The organism is Streptomyces sp. NPDC024017 (assembly GCF_040638895.1).
Lineage (GTDB): Bacteria > Actinomycetota > Actinomycetes > Streptomycetales > Streptomycetaceae > Streptomyces.
This window is the reverse complement of sequence record NZ_JBEZYZ010000017.1, coordinates 50,035-64,658: the sequence shown is the minus strand read 5'-3', so window position 1 is coordinate 64,658 and position 14,624 is coordinate 50,035. Positions and strand designations below refer to the sequence as shown.

The window sequence follows — 14,624 nt, the reverse complement described above, 5'->3', positions numbered from 1 at the left end:
GGACCGCGCGTTCGATGATCGAGATATTCGACCTCGTTGTGGAAGTCTGGGGCGAGGGCTTCTCCTGGTTCGTGTACCCGATCCGCATCCCGCTGCTGACCGTTGCCTCGGTCCTGGTGATCTGGGCCGCACTGCGCCTGGTCGTGGCGCGACTGAACGGCACGGCCGACTGGACGGGCCAGAGGGTGTCCCGGCTGCTCGGATCGGCGCTGCTCGCCCCGGAGTACGCCTGCACGCTGTTCTTCCTCAACCAGGGCAAAGGCATCCCCCTGCCGCTACGGATGTACGGCGAGTGGGTGGAGAACGTCGCCGACTGGACGGTCAAGGCCGGCCGGTGGTCGGGCCGCGTCATGCGTTCCTGCTCCACCGTCTCCGTGCGGGCGGTCGCAGTGGTGGTGGCGCTCTACCTCGTCGGCTACAACGTCCACGCGATCGGCAGCGCCGAGGAGCCGGCCTCTTCCCAGGCGCCGGTCACCATCTGGTGGGATTCCCTGCAAGCCTGGCTCGACTCCGATGAACACCCCGTTTGGGAGGAAGGCACCGCCTCATCCTCCCCCCGGAAGGAGCGCCCGTGACCGACTCCGAGGACTTCTTCGCGTCCGCCGAACAACTGCGGGAGGAGCAGAACGACTTCGTCCGCGAACGCGAGGAGTCGGCACGCGCCGAGGAGGCCGCACAAGCCGAGTTCACCGAGCGCTTCCACGCCTTGGCACGCGCGAGCGCCGCACGGCTGCACGCCGCCGGGGTACCGATGCGCTCCGTCCCGCTGGAACAGGCTCCGCCCGCTCCCACTCCGCCCTCGTCACGCATCGCCCGAGCCTTCTGGACGGCTCCTCCCGCACCGGAGGTTCCCACCCTGCGAGCGTGGAAGTGGTGGTGGCTGGAGCCGAACAAGCGGCGCTACACCAACATCGGGCGGAACGCGACATGGGGAGGGCACTACGCGTACGGCGACAAGGCGGGGGAATGGACGGGCTATCCGACCTTGCTGCTCGACCAGTCGGGCGCAGTGACTATCGGCGTCACCGCGCGATACGAGTCCTTCGGCAGCAAGAACGACTTCCGTGACTACGCCTTCCAGCCTGGCGCCAACGACGGGCACGATCTCCGCATCGGAGAACGGATCGACCGTGTCACTGCCCAAGGGCTCAGCGGACTCATGGGTGAGGATCACTATCCGCAGGGCTCGCCGGGCGACGCCGGATACGCGCAGCGGCAGTTCCTGGCGGATCAGGGGAACGCCGAGGCGCAGGCGGGCTGCCTCGAACGACTGGCCGCGGGTGTCCTGTACATGATTGACAATCCGAACGCCGAGTAACGACCGTCCTCAGTCGTGCGACTGCGGACCAGCCGTTGTTGAGCCATTCGTCGCCCCGGCCGCGGTGAGCCGGTCGAGGTACGTGTGCAGGGCGCCCGCGCCCTCGATCATCGCCCTGCTGCGGGCCGTCAGCGCTTGGCTGCGGGCCGCGACGGCGGCGCGCAGCGCCGCACTGCTGCCCTCCCGCCGCAGTCCCTCCAGCACCGGCCTGATCTGGTCGAACAGGTAGTGGCTGCGGCGCAGGGTGTGCACGAGCCGGGCATCGCGCACATCGGCCGGCTCATAGACCCGGTACCCCGTCCCGCGCTCGCGCCCTGGCGTGAGCAGCCCGGCCCCCTCCCACACCCGCAGTGCGGACGTCCGTACGCCCAGCAGCACCGCCACCTCCCCGATGCGCAGCCCGCCCGAACGCGGCAGCGGGTCGGGCGGCTCGGCCGCGAGCAGTTCCAGGGCCTCGCTCGCCGCCCGCAGTGACACCCGCTCCTCGTGCAGGGCGGCATGGGCCGCGTCGAGCAGCGCGAGCGCGCCGGGGACGTCCCCCTCGTGCAGGGTCCGCATGATCGCCGTCGCCGTCACGGGCCCGTACCCCCGCATCAGCGTCCGGTACGCCAGCAGCGCGCCGCGGTGCACCTCCCCGAAGACGCGGTAGCCGGACGCGGTCCGCGTGGCGGGCGGGAGCACACCGGCGTCCTCGTAGTTGCGGATCTGCTGCGTCGAGACACCGGCCAGCCGGGCCAGGTCGACGGGGCGGAGGCGGCGGTCGTTCGTCATCGATTTGAAGGTTACGGCAGGAAAGTGGCCGCGGGGGCCTCTCAAGCCTCAACACCGCACTTCAATGGAAGACTTGAAGGAATGGACGACTGCATCCGCGTCACCGGCGCACGCCTGAACAACCTCAAGAACGTCTCCCTCTCCCTGCCGAAGAACAAGCTGGTCGTCCTGACCGGCCTGTCCGGCTCCGGCAAGTCCACCCTCGCGTTCGACACCCTCCACCGGGAGGGCCAGCGGCAGTACCTGGAGTCGCTGGGCATGGTCACCGGCTTCGTCAGCAAACCCGCCGTGGACTCGATCACCGGCCTGTCCCCGTCCATCAGCGTCGACCAGCACCTCACCAACCGCAGCCCGAGCTCCACCGTCGGCACGGTCACCGAGGTCTACACCTATCTGCGGCTGCTGTGGTCGCGCATCGGGGTCCGGCCCTGCCCCGGCTGCGGCAAGGACATCCCCCCGTCCTATGTCGACGGCTCCGAGGCAGACGAGGACGCCGAGGCGGAGCAGCGGCCCTGCCCGCACTGCGGCACCCCCGTGCCCGAACTGGTCATGGGCTCCTTCTCCTTCAACAAGCCCGCCGGAGCCTGCCCGGCCTGCACCGGCCTGGGCGAGGTGATCCGGCCCGACATACGGCGCCTGGTCGACGACGGGAAGTCGGTCGCGCAAGGGGCGGTGAAGGGCTGGAACGCCAAGTTCACCGACTGGAGCATCCCCGTGCTGCGGGCCGCCGCCGGCCTCGTGAGGCCTTCGCGACGGCCGGACGTCTGCCCGCGGGCCGCTTCTCCTTCAACGTGCCGGGCGGACGCTGCGAACGCTGTGAGGGCGCGGGTGTGCTGACGGTCCGTATGCACTTCCTCCCGGCGGTCCCGGTGCGCTGCCCGGCCTGCCAGGGGCGGCGCTTCCGGCCCGAGGTGCTCGCCGTCCGGTACGAGGGCCACGACATCGCGGAGGTGCTGGAGGCGACGGTGGACGAGGCGCTGGGCGTCTTCCGCGATGTGCCCGCCGTGGCCGGCCGCCTGCGCCGCATGGCGGAAGTGGGTCTCGGCTACCTCCCCCTGGGCCAGCCCGCCCCGACCCTGTCCGGCGGCGAGGCCCAGCGCCTGAAACTGGCGAAGGAGTTGGGCCGCAGGACGGCGGGACGCACCCTCTACGTCCTCGACGAGCCGACGACGGGACTGCACGCGGCCGACACGGCACGGCTTCTCGGGGTGCTGCAACGGCTGGTGGACGCGGGCCACTCCGTCGTCACCATCGAGCACAACGTCGACGTCATGCGGGCCTCCGACTGGCTGGTCGACCTCGGGCCGGTGGGCGGGGTGGGCGGAGGAAGGGTCATGGCGGAAGGGGCACCCGGAACGGCGCTGTGCCACGAAGGGACGCACTGACCGGCTTCCCGGTGAGCTGCGGCCGGTACGGGTGCGTCGTAGGCTCGTGAGTATCGGGGACGTGTGTCGAAAAGCGTGACTCATATGCGCCTTCTGATGGTGCACGAGCACAGCGGGGAAGTGACGTCCGATGGCGACATTCGTCAACTATCAGAGCAGCAGAATCGTCGAATTGATGGACGCGCGCGATGATCAGCGTGATTCCGAATGGTTGAAGGACGCACTGCAGCAGGCCGTCATGCTGGAGCTGTCCACGCTTCCGCCGTATCTGTGCGCCCTGTGGTCCATCGAGGACCAGAATTCGGACGTGGCCCTCGCCATAAGCCGTATCGTTTTCGACGAGATGTCACATCTGGGTCTCGCCGGGAATCTGCTGACCACGATCGGTGGCACGCCCCGCCTGGCGGACACCCAGACGGCACCGAAGTACCCCGGCCCGCTGCCCGGAGGCGTGCGCCCGGAGCTGACCGTGTTCCTGAGCGGGCTGACCAAGGACTCCCTGGACCTGTTCTCCCGGATCGAGGAACCCGACGACCCGCTCGCGGAATCCGGCACCGCGCGCACGTCCATCGGGGCCTTCTACTCGGCGATCGGCGACGCGTTCCGGCAGCATCCGGAGCTGATCACCGGTGCCCGGCAGATCCGCCGCTTCATGTCGCACCACGGCGAGGGCAACGACGTGGTGGAGATCAACTCGCTCGCCGGCGTCGAGAAGGCCATCGGCATCATCAAGGAGCAGGGCGAGGGCACGACGGCGTCGCCGGAGAACCCCCACCCCGGTGAACAGGGCGAACTCGCCCACTTCTACGTCTTCCGGGAACTGTTCCACGGCCGCAGGCTGGTCAGGACGTCGGAAAACCCCGACCGGTGGGGGTTCGCCGGGGACGCCATAGCGATGCCCCCTGCCCTGCCCATGGGGACGGTGCCGGCGGGCGGCTGGGAAGCCGGGGGTCTGCCCGCGCCGGATGAGGAGACGAGGCAGCTGCTGGTGGAAGTCAATCTTCAGTACAGCGAGATGCTGAGGTTCCTCGAACAGGCCTGGCAGGCCACCGCGACGGCCGTGATGCAGAGCAGACTCGCGGCAGCGGTGACCCGGATGCGGATGCTCGTCGAGCCCTCTCAGCTGCTGATGCAGCGTGCCCTGCCGGACGGCAGCGGCAAGACGTATGGGCCGGAATTCAGATATGTGGATCCTTGATCTCTGACTGTAAATTCGAATTCAACCAGTCTGGCCTTTCGTATTGTTGGTCACAATTCGCGACGGTCCGCACGAACTCGGCCCTCGGTCAGGCGGGCGCGGTCGCCTAGGTGCGGTGCGAGGTCCCCATCATGGAACTGACCGGGCCGTGACCTGTTCGAGCACGGCGTAGTCCGCGAAGCTGCGGCGGTAGCGCAGGTGCCTCGTCTCCTGGGTGTGCCTGCGCTGCCACTCCTCCACCTCGCCGGGCGCCTGGCACGGACCCGAACCCGCCCCGCAGTCCTCCTCCTCACCCGAGACGCACCGCGCCTCGTACTCGGGCTGCGCCGACGCGTCCTGCACGATCGTGTAGGGCACGTACCGGAAGATCCTGCGGCCGGTCGACTCCCCACCGTGCTCGTCGCGTTGGTGCTGGCGCAGCAGCACGTTCGCGTCCGTCACGGCGCTGCCGTCGAACGCCGCGCGTGCCCGGTCCCGCCGGAGCGCCAGCTCCTCACAGGTCGCGCACCCGGGCACGGGGGACGGGGGCCGGGTCGGATCGGCCGACAGTCCTTCCCTGGAACGCTCGTTGAGCGCGCGTACGCCCGCGCTGAGTCGCTCCTCCGGTGTCGCCTCACGGATCCTCGCCGGGTCCGCCTGCCATTCCCGGCCGCCGCCGACCGGGCGCAGCATCACGTACGGGCCGGTTCTGTCCTGGTACTCGCCGACCTTGCGCGTCTGCGGGTCGTAGACGAGCGTTCCCGGTTCCATTTCGCGTACCTCCGTCACTCTGGGTGTATCGAGCGTTGCGCACGGGAACAGTCCGGTTCAATGCTTGGCGTGTGACACCGGTGCACTGTCACGGAGGGGGGAGCCGTGAGCCGACGGAACGGCGGGGCGAGTACGGCGGCGGTCTTCGGGGAGGTCCTGCGGCACTTCCGTGAGGCCGCGCTGCTCACGCAGGAGGGTCTGGCCAGACAGATCCCGTGCGACCGCTCGCACGTGGCGCGGGTCGAGGGCGGTACGAGGGTTCCGCAGGACACGTTCGCCAAGACCTGTGACGAACTGCTGGGTACGGGTGGGGTGTTGCTTCGACTGTGGGCCAAGATCGATTGGTATCCGCAGGTGGAGCATCCGGATTGGTTCCGTCGGCGCGCCGAGATGGATGAGGTGGCCGTGACCCTTCGGGAGTACCAGGAGCGGGTCATCCCGGGACTGTTGCAGACGGCTGACTACGCCCGGGCGCTGTTCTCGCGGCTGGTGAGTGGCGAGGAGTTGGAGGAGCGGGTGCGAGCCCGACTGAGCCGTCAGCAACGCTTCCTGGCGGAGGGGGGCCCGCTGTACCTCGTCGTCCTGGACGAGAGCTGCCTACGCAACGTCGTCGGCAACCCGGGCCTGATGAGGGACCAGTGCGCGCACCTGCTCGACGTCGGGCGGCGACCCAACATCCGTATCCAGGTCGCCCCCGCGGACCGCCTCGGCCTGTTCCGCCCCAGCGGCTCCATGTCGCTGATCGAGCTGCCGGACGGGCATCGGTGGGTTTACTCGGAGTCCCTGGATCGCGGCCACTTCAACGACGATCCGGCCCTCTACGCACGCCACAGCCACTCCTATGATGTGCTCAGGGCGGACGCTCCGTCAGCCCCCGGGTCCGCCGCTCTGATCAGCGACGCGATGGAGAGGTACGAGCATCATGAAGAAGCCCGAACTCAGCGCGGCGCAGTGGATCAAGAGCAGTTACAGCGACGCCAACGGCGGCAACTGCATAGAAATAGCCCCCGGTTTCCCCGAAACCGTCCCCGTGCGCGACAGCAAGAACCCTGACGGACCGGTCCTGGTCGTCACCCGGTCCGCCTGGTCCGCTTTCGTCGACTCCGTGCGCTGACTACTGCCCGCTCACCATCTGCAGGATCCGGTTGGCGGCCTCCGCCACCGGCTGACCCACGGCCCCGACGGCCGCCGCGATCGCGGCGACAGCCATCAGCGCCCGGTGTCGCTCCTGCGCGGGCGCGGCGTCCGCGGCCAGCACCGGCAGGGACTCGTCGATGAGCTGTGCGCTCGGCTGCGGCAGCTGGTCGCGCAACTCCCGCACCTCGCGGATCAGTTCGGCGAGGGCCAGCCGCAGAGCGGGGTCCGTGTCGCCCGTGGCCCCGTTCTTCACGATGCCCGTGTTGCCGCTGCCGCCGTGCATGTTGACGTTGTCGCCGTAGTAGTAGCTGTTGCCGCTCATGCTGCGATCCCCGTGTTCCCGCTGCCGCCGTACATGTTCACGCTGTCACCGAAGTGGTAGTTCGTGGGCGAGTTGATCGTGAGCCGCTCCACCGTCACCTGGAACTCGGTGTCGGGGTTCTCCAGCGCGCCCGCGACGTAGCCCACGAGCTGGTCGAGGTGCTGGGGGTTCCGGCTGGTCACCATCGCGGTGGACGGGCCGGCCGTCTCGATGGCGAGGACGTAGTGGGACTGCGCCGTGACGACGGAGAGCATGTCCACGAGGAAGTAGATCAGCGCCGCGCCCGAGCCGATCCACACGAAGGTGAGGAGCCCGCTGCCCGTGGACTCGCTCGCGAGGAACGTCACGCTGCCGATGATCGACAGGCCGATCGCCACGGCCAGGGTGATCCCCGTGCGGGTGAGGAAGCGGATGACCGCCTCCTTGCGCTTCGGGTGCAGGGTGAACGTGTACACCCGGGCGATGTTCCGCAGGGGGTAGGCCGCCTGGCCGACCCATAACAGGCGCTTGCTGACGCGCAGTTCGACGTCGGTCATGGCCCGGGGCGGAGTCGCGGGCGGCGGCGGTACGTCCCACTGCCCCGGTGGCTGCTGTGTCTCCATGGACACTATTGACGACGATGCACGCCACCAGGGGCAAGCCGTTTCCCCGGCCGCAGGGCGGCTGCCGTCAGGACTCGTCCCGCTTGGGGTCGTCGTCCTTGCGCTTCTCCTCGTCGAGGGACTTCAGGAAGTCGGGGTTGTCGTCGGGCGCCACCCACTGCCGCGGGCGCTCCGCCGGAGGCACCCGCTTCTTGCCGGCGATCAGCCAGGAGATCGAGCCGACGAGCGGAAAGAGCAGCACGAGGATCGCCCACAGCGGCTTGGGCATGTGACGGATGTCGTCGTCCTTCGTGCTGATGCAGTCGATGAACGCGTAGACGCTGAGCGCCAGCGGCACGAGGAACATCAGTACCCGGAGCATGCGGCCTCTCAGCGAAATCGGGTGGGCGGTTCCAGGCCAGGGTAGCGGCTCGGGGATACTGGACCCCATGGCTTACGACGATCTTCGCTCCCTGCTCAGGGCGCTGGAGCGCGAGGGTGACCTCAAGCGCATCAAGGCCGAGGTCGACCCGTATCTGGAGGTCGGGGAGATCGTCGACCGGGTGCAGAAGTCCGGCGGTCCCGCCCTGCTCTTCGAGAACGTGCGCGGTTCGAGCATGCCCCTGGCGATGAACGTGTTCGGCACGGACCGGCGGCTGCTGAAGGCCCTGGGCCTGAAGTCGTACGCCGAGATCTCCGAGCGGATCGGCGGGCTGCTCAAGCCCGAGCTGCCGCACGGCTTCGTCGGCGTGCGCGAGGCCTTCGGCAAGCTCGGCGCGATGACGCACGTACCGCCCAAGAAGGTGAAGGACGGCCCGGTGCACGAGGTCGTCCTGACCGGGGACGACGTGGACCTCGACCGGCTTCCGGCCCTGTTCACCTGGCCGAAGGACGGCGGGTCGTTCTTCAACCTGGGGCTGACCCACACCAAGGACCCGGAGAGCGGCGTCCGCAATCTCGGGCTGTACCGGCTCCAGCGCCACGACAAGCGCACCATCGGCATGCACTGGCAGATCCACAAGGACAGCCGGAACCACTACCAGGTGGCCGCACGCAGGGGCGAGCGGCTGCCCGTCGCGATCGCCTTCGGGTGTCCGCCCGCCGTGACGTACGCCTCCACCGCGCCGCTGCCCGGGGACATCGACGAGTACCTGTTCGCCGGGTTCCTCGCGGGCAAGCGGATCGAGATGGTCGACTGCAAGACCGTGCCGCTCCAGGTGCCGGCGCAGGCCGAGGTCGTGATCGAGGGCTGGCTGGAGCCGGGCGAGATGCTGCCGGAGGGCCCCTTCGGCGACCACACCGGCTTCTACACGCCGCAGGAGCCCTTCCCGGCGCTGAAGATCGACTGCATCACGATGCGGAAGCGACCCCTGCTCCAGTCGATCGTCGTGGGCCGCCCCCCGACGGAGGACGGGCCGCTGGGGCGGGCGACGGAACGCTTCTTCCTGCCGCTGCTGAAGATCATCGTGCCGGACATCGTGGACTACCACCTGCCGGAGGCGGGCGGCTTCCACAACTGCGCGATCGTCTCGATCGACAAGAAGTACCCGAAGCACGCGCAGAAGGTCATGCACGCCGTCTGGGGCGCGCACATGATGTCGCTGACCAAGCTGATCGTGGTCGTCGACTCCGACTGCGACGTGCACGATCTGCACGAGGTCGCCTGGCGGGCGCTGGGCAACACCGACTACGCCCGGGACCTGAGCATCGTCGAGGGCCCGGTCGACCATCTGGACCACGCCTCCTACCAGCAGTTCTGGGGCGGCAAGGCCGGTATCGACGCGACGAAGAAGTGGCCCGAGGAGGGCTACACGCGCGACGGCGGCTGGCCCGACATGGTCGAGTCCGACCCGGAGACGGCGGCGAAGGTCGACCGCCGCTGGAAGGAGTACGGGCTGTGAGTTCCGCATCCGCCGCCATCCCGCAGCCGGGACGCACCAAGGCCTTCCTCCGGCTGGTGATGATCGAGCACTCGGTCTTCGCGCTGCCCTTCGCCTACATCGCCGCGCTCACGGCGATGTTCCAGTGGGACAAGAACATCCACTGGGGCAAGCTGCTGCTGGTCACCGTCTGCATGGTGGGCCTGCGCACCTTCGCGATGGCGGTCAACCGGATCATCGACCGGGAGATCGACGCGAGGAACCCGCGCACGGCGCAGCGCGAACTGGTGACGGGCGCGATGTCGGTGAAGCACGCGTGGACGGGTGCGCTGATCGCCCTGGCCGTTTTCCTCGGCGCCGCTGCCCTGCTGAACCCCCTGTGCCTGGCGCTGGCCCCCATCGCGGTGATCCCGATGGTGATCTACCCGTACGGCAAGCGGTTCACGAACTTCCCGCAGGCCATCCTCGGCCTCGCCCAGGCGATGGGCCCGGTCGGCGGCTGGCTGGCGATCTCGGGTTCCTGGTCCTGGGACGCGGTGCTCCTCGGTCTCGCCGTCGGCATCTGGATCGGCGGCTTCGACCTGATCTACGCCTGCCAGGACGTCGAAACCGACCGTGAGATCGGCGTCATGTCCGTCCCGGCCCGCTTCGGCATCCCGGCGGCCATCTGGGGAGCACGGGTCTGCCACGCGGTGACGACGGCCCTCTTCGTCTGGTACGCCCTCGCCACCGGCGCCGGTGCCTTCTTCTGGCTGGGCCTGCTGATCGTCGCCGCCGCGTTCCTCTACGAGCACTCGATCGTCCGCCCCCACGACCTGTCCCGCGTGAACAGGGCGTTCTTCAGCGTCAACGGCTTCATCGGCATCGCCCTGTTCGTGTGCGCGCTGCTGGATCTGCTGGTGCGCGGCCTCACCGTGTGAGCGCGGGCGGTGCTGCCGGGTCGCGGCGGAACACGAACGCCGCCGCCACACCCGCCAGCAGGCCCAGCAGATGGCCCTGCCAGCTGACGCCCGTCTGGGTCGGGGCCAGGCCCGCCAGGATCGAGCCGCCCCAGATCGAGGCGATCAGGACGCCCGCCAGGACGCCCCAGGGGCGGCGCTCGACGAAGCCGCTGACCAGAAGGAAGCCGAAGAGGCCGAAGATCACGCCGGAGGCGCCCGCGGTGTTGGTGCGGTCCGGGGCTATCAGCCAGACGCCCAGGCCGTCGACGACGATGATCAGCGCGCAGACGAGCAGGAACCTGCGCAGGCCCGCGAGCGCGGCGAGGAAGCCGAGGACCAGCAGCGGCACGGTGTTCGCCGCCAGATGGGCGAAGCCGAAGTGGATGAAGGACGACGGGACGACGTCGACCAGCTCGGACGGGTCGCGCGGGGTGACGCCGAAGCGGTCCAGCGCGTGGCCCGTCGCCACGTCCACCACTTCCAGCAGCCACAGCAGCGCCACCCAGGCCAGCATCAGCTTGCCCGCGACCAGCGCACGGTCGCCCGGTGACCACCCGGCTTGCGGACCCGACATGGCGACCCCCAGTGCTCGCTCATCCCCTCCGTGCAACGGCCCGCCCCCCTTGGCCGGTTCCCACCCTGGGACGCCGGATAGGCTCGGTCTTGTGAACCCAGTCAAGCCAGGCGAGATGCCGCGTACGCCTTGGATCGTAGGGGTGTCCGGCGCCTCGGGCACCCCGTATGCCGCTGCCGTGCTGCGGGCGCTTCTCGCCGCCGGCGAGAGCGTCGACCTCGTGGTGTCCCGGGCCTCCCGGCTCACCCTGCTGGACGAGACCGGGATCTCCTTCCGGGACGCCCACTGGCAGACTGACCTGCAGGAATGGCTGTCCCGGGGCGCCGACGGCAAGCCGGACACCTTCTCCGTCGACATCGGCGCCGTACGCCACTGGAGCGCCGGCGACCTGGCCGCCGGGCCCTCCTCGGGGTCGTACCCCACCAAGGGCATGCTCATCGTGCCCGCCTCGACGGCGAGCGTGGCCGGAGTCGCGCTCGGTCTGTCGAAGGACCTGCTGCAACGGGCGGCGAGCGTGACCCTCAAAGAGGGCCGCAAGCTGATCGTGGCCGTACGCGAGACCCCGCTGAACGGCCAGACCCTGCGGCATCTGGTCACCCTCGACGACGCGGGCGCGACGGTCGTGCCCGCCTCACCCGCCTTCTACGCGGGCGCGACGCACATCCAGGACCTGGTGGACTTCGTCGCCGGACGCGTACTCGACGCGGCGGGCGTGCCGCACGGGCTCTACCGCCGTTGGCAAGGTGAACTCGGCGGCGGTGCACACCGCGACGGCTGAGCAGCACCCGAACCTCATCGGACTCAACGACAACTTCAGCGGAAGGCTTCGATCGCAATGGACGCGGTGGACAGGCAGCTCATCCAGGCCCTGAGGGAGAACGGCCGGGCCTCCTACGCGGAGCTGGGACGCCTCGTCGGACTGTCGGGACCCAGTGTCACCGACCGCATCAACCGGCTGGAGGCGGCCGGAGTCATCACCGGCTACCGGGCCACCGTCGACGCCGCCTCGCTCGGCCTCGGCGTCACCGCCCTGATCGGTATCTCACTCTCCGACGCCACCGACCACGAGGACGTGGCGCAGCGGCTGAAGGACCTCTCGGAGATCGAGGACTGCTGGTTCATCGCGGGCGACGACTCGTACATGCTCAAGGTGCGGGCGGCGGACGTGGACGGCCTGGAGAAGATGATCCGGCGGCTCAGCGGAATCGAGGGCGTCTCCCGGACGCGTACGACCATCGTGCTCTCCACGAAGTGGGAGAACCGGGTCGGAGAGCTGCCCGAAGAGGAGTAGTCGTACCGTTGGGGACGTCGTCGATGAAAGGTGTGGGCATGGATCTCGGGCTCAAGCGCGAGCTGGAGGAGAAGGTCAGGGCGGGTGTCCGCCTGACCCGTGAGGACGGCATCGCGCTGTACGAGTCGGACGACCTGGCCTGGCTCGGCGGCCTCGCGCACGAGGTGCGGACGCGCAAGAACGGCGACGTCGTGCACTTCAACGTCAACCGCCACCTCAACATGACGAACGTGTGCACGGCCTCCTGCGCGTACTGCTCCTTCCAGCGCAAGCCGGGGGAGAAGGACGCGTACACGATGCGCATCGAGGAGGCCGTGAAGCTCGCGAAGGCGATGGAGTCGGAGAACCTCACCGAGCTGCACATCGTCAACGGGCTGCACCCGAACCTGCCGTGGCGGTACTACCCGCGGTCGCTGCGGGAGCTGAAGGCCGCGCTGCCGCACGTCTCGCTGAAGGCGTTCACCGCCACCGAGATCCACCACTTCGAGACGATCTCCGGGATGAGCGCGAGCGAGATCCTCGACGAGCTGATCGACGCGGGGCTGGAGTCGCTCACCGGTGGTGGCGCCGAGATCTTCGACTGGGAGGTCCGGCAGCACATCGTGGACCACCGGACCCACTGGGAGGACTGGTCCCGGATCCACCGGCTCGCGCACGAGAAGGGTCTGAAGACCCCGTGCACGATGCTGTACGGGCACATCGAGGAGCCCCGGCACCGGGTGGACCACGTGCTGCGGCTGCGTGAGCTGCAGGACGAGACCGGCGGCTTCCAGGTCTTCATTCCGCTGCGGTACCAGCACGACTTCGTCGACATGCAGGACGGCAAGGTGCGGAATCGCCTTCAGGCGCGGACACAGATGGCGACGGGGGCGGAGGCGCTGAAGACCTTCGCGGTGTCGCGGCTGCTGTTCGACAACGTGCCGCACGTCAAGGTGTTCTGGGTGATGCACGGGGTGCAGACGGCGCAGCTCGCGTTGCAGCACGGTGCGGACGACATGGACGGGTCGGTCGTCGAGTACAAGATCACTCATGACGCGGACAACTACGGGACGCCGAACAAGCTGACGCGTGAGGATCTGCTGGATCTGATCCGGGATGCCGGGTTCCGGCCCGTGGAGCGGAACACCAGGTACGAGATCATCCGAGAGTACGAGGGTTCTGACCCGGAGCGTCGCGAATCGCCGCAGCCCATGCGGGTGTGATTGCGGCTTTCGGTGCGTGGGGGCTGGTCGCGCAGTTCCCCGCGCCCCCGGGTGGGGTACTCGGAGGGCATGGTCAGGACCTCGGCGCCTGAGGACGCCTACACCGCTGAGCCCTTCTTGCCCGAGCGCGGCGGTCTTCCCGCTCTGCGGCGGGCCGCTGCCGAGTGTCGGGGGTGTCCGCTGCACCGGGACGCCACCCAGACCGTGTTCGGGGCCGGCAGCAAGGACGCCCGGGTCATGCTCGTGGGGGAGCAGCCCGGGGATCAGGAGGACTGGCAGGGGAAGCCGTTCGTCGGGCCTGCCGGGAAGCTGCTGGACCGGGCCTTGGAGGAGGCCGGCATCGACCCCTCCGAGGCCTATGTCACCAACGCCGTGAAGCACTTCAAGTTCACGCAGGCCGAGCCCCGGAAGCGGCGGATCCACAAGGCGCCGAGCCTGCGGGAGACGACCGCGTGCGGACCCTGGCTGGCCGCTGAGCTCGCGGTCGTGGAGCCGGAGCTGATCGTCGTCCTGGGGGCCACCGCCGGGAAGGCGCTGCTCGGGTCCTCGTTCCGGGTCACGCAGGTGCGGGGGACGGTGCTGGAGGAGGAGATCCACGGTCGGGCCGAGCGACTGGTGCCGACCGTGCACCCGTCGTCGGTGCTGCGGTCCGACGACCGGGAGGCGGCGTACCGGGGGCTGGTGTCGGACCTGAAAGTGGCGGCGGACGCCCTCTCGTAATAGCTACAATCGCTCCATGCCCCTTACCTTCACGCTCGACCCCGCCGTCACGCCCGAGCTGCGTGACGGCCTGCTCGATCTGTGGACCGACGTCTCCAACGCCGGCGGAGCCGTCGGGTACGTGCCGCCGGTGACGCGGGAGGAGATCCGCCCCGCGCTGGTGCAGCACTTCGCGTCGATGGCGGAGGGCCGGGTCAAACTCCTCGTCGGGCACGACGAGGAGGGGCGGGTCGCGGCGACCGCGTTCCTGACCTACAACACGCATCACCTGATGACGCACTGGCTGTGGCTGTACACCGTGATGGTGCACCCGCGGCACCAGGGGAAGGGCTACGGCCGGGATCTGCTGGGAGCCGCCGCGGACGCAGCCCGGGGCATGGACGGGATCGAGTCGATCCGGCTGACCTGCCGGGGCGGTCTCGGTCTCGAGCGGTTCTACGCGTCCTGCGGATACAAGGAGGTCGGGCGGATCCCCGGGGCGATCCGGGTGGCGCCGGGAGACGACCGGGACGACGTCATCATGCTGCTGCCCCTCGCCTGACCCCCGTGCAAGA

The 14,624-nt window shown here is 69.1% G+C and carries 20 protein-coding genes; 14 read left to right on the top strand and 6 right to left on the bottom strand.

The window, feature by feature from the left end; genetic code table 11:
• Window positions 1-14: 14 nt before the first annotated feature.
• A complete protein-coding gene (locus AB0G20_RS35385) occupies window positions 15-575 on the top strand; it encodes a hypothetical protein (RefSeq protein WP_361309807.1) in 561 nt (186 codons plus the stop codon).
• On the top strand, window positions 572-1,318 hold the full coding sequence (locus AB0G20_RS35380) for a hypothetical protein (protein WP_361309804.1): 747 nt from the start codon (window positions 572-574) through the stop codon (window positions 1,316-1,318). Before AB0G20_RS35385 ends, AB0G20_RS35380 begins: the two co-directional genes overlap by 4 nt.
• A gap of 9 nt (window positions 1,319-1,327) precedes the next feature.
• Here AB0G20_RS35380 and AB0G20_RS35375 read toward each other — a convergent pair whose 3' ends face one another.
• Window positions 1,328-2,089: a MerR family transcriptional regulator gene (locus tag AB0G20_RS35375; RefSeq protein WP_361309802.1), complete on the bottom strand. Its 762-nt coding sequence runs from the start codon at window positions 2,087-2,089 to the stop codon at window positions 1,328-1,330.
• Window positions 2,090-2,170: 81 nt separating this feature from the next.
• Between AB0G20_RS35375 and AB0G20_RS35370 the strand changes: the two genes are divergently transcribed.
• The 3 genes from AB0G20_RS35370 to AB0G20_RS35360 all read left to right on the top strand — a co-directional run bounded on the left by AB0G20_RS35370 (window position 2,171) and on the right by AB0G20_RS35360 (window position 4,672).
• Window positions 2,171-2,926 carry a hypothetical protein gene (locus AB0G20_RS35370; protein WP_361309800.1) on the top strand — a complete coding sequence of 252 codons (756 nt, stop codon included), beginning with the start codon at window positions 2,171-2,173 and terminating at the stop codon, window positions 2,924-2,926.
• Window positions 2,927-2,934: 8 nt separating this feature from the next.
• Entirely contained in the window at window positions 2,935-3,474 is a 540-nt protein-coding gene (locus AB0G20_RS35365) for a hypothetical protein (RefSeq protein WP_361309797.1), read from the top strand.
• A gap of 211 nt (window positions 3,475-3,685) precedes the next feature.
• Window positions 3,686-4,672 carry a ferritin-like protein gene (locus AB0G20_RS35360; RefSeq protein WP_361309795.1) on the top strand — a complete coding sequence of 329 codons (987 nt, stop codon included), beginning with the start codon at window positions 3,686-3,688 and terminating at the stop codon, window positions 4,670-4,672.
• Between the two features lie 129 nt (window positions 4,673-4,801).
• Here the strand turns inward: AB0G20_RS35360 and AB0G20_RS35355 are convergent, their stop codons facing one another.
• Window positions 4,802-5,422 carry a hypothetical protein gene (locus tag AB0G20_RS35355; protein ID WP_361309792.1) on the bottom strand — a complete coding sequence of 207 codons (621 nt, stop codon included), beginning with the start codon at window positions 5,420-5,422 and terminating at the stop codon, window positions 4,802-4,804.
• A 105-nt stretch (window positions 5,423-5,527) separates the two neighbouring features.
• On the opposite strand from AB0G20_RS35355, the gene AB0G20_RS35350 reads away from it, so the two are divergent.
• Window positions 5,528-6,475, top strand: coding sequence for a helix-turn-helix transcriptional regulator (locus AB0G20_RS35350; protein ID WP_361309789.1), 948 nt, complete (start codon window positions 5,528-5,530; stop codon window positions 6,473-6,475).
• Complete coding sequence (locus AB0G20_RS35345; protein ID WP_361309970.1) at window positions 6,423-6,536, top strand: DUF397 domain-containing protein; 114 nt, start codon at window positions 6,423-6,425, stop codon at window positions 6,534-6,536. The genes AB0G20_RS35350 and AB0G20_RS35345 overlap by 53 nt, the downstream gene beginning before the upstream one ends.
• Here AB0G20_RS35345 and AB0G20_RS35340 read toward each other — a convergent pair whose 3' ends face one another.
• The 3 genes from AB0G20_RS35340 to AB0G20_RS35330 form a co-directional block, all read right to left on the bottom strand.
• Window positions 6,537-6,881: a hypothetical protein gene (locus AB0G20_RS35340; RefSeq protein WP_185012774.1), complete on the bottom strand. Its 345-nt coding sequence runs from the start codon at window positions 6,879-6,881 to the stop codon at window positions 6,537-6,539. It lies immediately after the preceding gene.
• Entirely contained in the window at window positions 6,878-7,483 is a 606-nt protein-coding gene (locus AB0G20_RS35335; protein ID WP_361309786.1) for a DUF6232 family protein, read from the bottom strand. Before AB0G20_RS35335 ends, AB0G20_RS35340 begins: the two co-directional genes overlap by 4 nt.
• A 67-nt stretch (window positions 7,484-7,550) precedes the next feature.
• Window positions 7,551-7,844: a PLD nuclease N-terminal domain-containing protein gene (locus tag AB0G20_RS35330; protein WP_361309784.1), complete on the bottom strand. Its 294-nt coding sequence runs from the start codon at window positions 7,842-7,844 to the stop codon at window positions 7,551-7,553.
• Window positions 7,845-7,911: 67 nt separating this feature from the next.
• Between AB0G20_RS35330 and AB0G20_RS35325 the strand changes: the two genes are divergently transcribed.
• The gene (locus AB0G20_RS35325) at window positions 7,912-9,363 is read left to right on the top strand and encodes a menaquinone biosynthesis decarboxylase (RefSeq protein WP_361309781.1); all 1,452 of its coding nucleotides are present in this window, start codon (window positions 7,912-7,914) and stop codon (window positions 9,361-9,363) included.
• On the top strand, window positions 9,360-10,262 hold the full coding sequence (mqnP, locus tag AB0G20_RS35320) for a menaquinone biosynthesis prenyltransferase MqnP (RefSeq protein ID WP_361309779.1): 903 nt from the start codon (window positions 9,360-9,362) through the stop codon (window positions 10,260-10,262). The genes AB0G20_RS35325 and mqnP overlap by 4 nt, the downstream gene beginning before the upstream one ends.
• On the opposite strand, the gene AB0G20_RS35315 is transcribed toward mqnP, so the two are convergent.
• Complete coding sequence (locus AB0G20_RS35315) at window positions 10,252-10,857, bottom strand: rhomboid family intramembrane serine protease (protein WP_361309776.1); 606 nt, start codon at window positions 10,855-10,857, stop codon at window positions 10,252-10,254. The two genes, mqnP and AB0G20_RS35315, sit on opposite strands and share 11 nt — an antisense overlap.
• A gap of 115 nt (window positions 10,858-10,972) precedes the next feature.
• On the opposite strand from AB0G20_RS35315, the gene AB0G20_RS35310 reads away from it, so the two are divergent.
• From AB0G20_RS35310 to AB0G20_RS35290, 5 genes are all read left to right on the top strand, one after another.
• Window positions 10,973-11,635 (top strand): UbiX family flavin prenyltransferase, encoded by a 663-nt coding sequence (locus tag AB0G20_RS35310; RefSeq protein WP_361309774.1) that lies wholly within the window; start codon window positions 10,973-10,975, stop codon window positions 11,633-11,635.
• A 57-nt stretch (window positions 11,636-11,692) separates the two neighbouring features.
• Window positions 11,693-12,148 carry an Lrp/AsnC family transcriptional regulator gene (locus tag AB0G20_RS35305; RefSeq protein WP_033314055.1) on the top strand — a complete coding sequence of 152 codons (456 nt, stop codon included), beginning with the start codon at window positions 11,693-11,695 and terminating at the stop codon, window positions 12,146-12,148.
• 38 nt (window positions 12,149-12,186) lie between these two features.
• Window positions 12,187-13,350, top strand: coding sequence for an aminofutalosine synthase MqnE (mqnE, locus tag AB0G20_RS35300; RefSeq protein WP_361309770.1), 1,164 nt, complete (start codon window positions 12,187-12,189; stop codon window positions 13,348-13,350).
• 69 nt (window positions 13,351-13,419) lie between these two features.
• Window positions 13,420-14,070, top strand: a complete 651-nt coding sequence (locus AB0G20_RS35295; protein ID WP_361309767.1) for a UdgX family uracil-DNA binding protein — start codon at window positions 13,420-13,422, stop codon at window positions 14,068-14,070.
• A 16-nt stretch (window positions 14,071-14,086) separates the two neighbouring features.
• Window positions 14,087-14,611: a GNAT family N-acetyltransferase gene (locus tag AB0G20_RS35290; RefSeq protein WP_361309764.1), complete on the top strand. Its 525-nt coding sequence runs from the start codon at window positions 14,087-14,089 to the stop codon at window positions 14,609-14,611.
• Window positions 14,612-14,624: the final 13 nt, after the last annotated feature.

Bases quoted from the DNA above. Each gene is read 5' to 3' on its own strand.
- AB0G20_RS35385 (WP_361309807.1), top strand. From the start codon at position 15: ATGATCGAGATATTCGACCTCGTTGTGGAAGTCTGGGGCGAGGGCTTC.
- AB0G20_RS35375 (WP_361309802.1), bottom strand. From the start codon at position 2,089: ATGACGAACGACCGCCGCCTCCGCCCCGTCGACCTGGCCCGGCTGGCC.
- AB0G20_RS35370 (WP_361309800.1), top strand. From the start codon at position 2,171: ATGGACGACTGCATCCGCGTCACCGGCGCACGCCTGAACAACCTCAAG.
- AB0G20_RS35365 (WP_361309797.1), top strand. From the start codon at position 2,935: ATGCACTTCCTCCCGGCGGTCCCGGTGCGCTGCCCGGCCTGCCAGGGG.
- AB0G20_RS35355 (WP_361309792.1), bottom strand. From the start codon at position 5,422: ATGGAACCGGGAACGCTCGTCTACGACCCGCAGACGCGCAAGGTCGGC.
- AB0G20_RS35340 (WP_185012774.1), bottom strand. From the start codon at position 6,881: ATGAGCGGCAACAGCTACTACTACGGCGACAACGTCAACATGCACGGC.
- AB0G20_RS35335 (WP_361309786.1), bottom strand. From the start codon at position 7,483: ATGGAGACACAGCAGCCACCGGGGCAGTGGGACGTACCGCCGCCGCCC.
- AB0G20_RS35330 (WP_361309784.1), bottom strand. From the start codon at position 7,844: ATGCTCCGGGTACTGATGTTCCTCGTGCCGCTGGCGCTCAGCGTCTAC.
- AB0G20_RS35325 (WP_361309781.1), top strand. From the start codon at position 7,912: ATGGCTTACGACGATCTTCGCTCCCTGCTCAGGGCGCTGGAGCGCGAG.
- AB0G20_RS35315 (WP_361309776.1), bottom strand. From the start codon at position 10,857: ATGTCGGGTCCGCAAGCCGGGTGGTCACCGGGCGACCGTGCGCTGGTC.
- AB0G20_RS35310 (WP_361309774.1), top strand. From the start codon at position 10,973: ATGCCGCGTACGCCTTGGATCGTAGGGGTGTCCGGCGCCTCGGGCACC.
- AB0G20_RS35305 (WP_033314055.1), top strand. From the start codon at position 11,693: ATGGACGCGGTGGACAGGCAGCTCATCCAGGCCCTGAGGGAGAACGGC.
- mqnE (WP_361309770.1), top strand. From the start codon at position 12,187: ATGGATCTCGGGCTCAAGCGCGAGCTGGAGGAGAAGGTCAGGGCGGGT.
- AB0G20_RS35295 (WP_361309767.1), top strand. From the start codon at position 13,420: ATGGTCAGGACCTCGGCGCCTGAGGACGCCTACACCGCTGAGCCCTTC.
- AB0G20_RS35290 (WP_361309764.1), top strand. From the start codon at position 14,087: ATGCCCCTTACCTTCACGCTCGACCCCGCCGTCACGCCCGAGCTGCGT.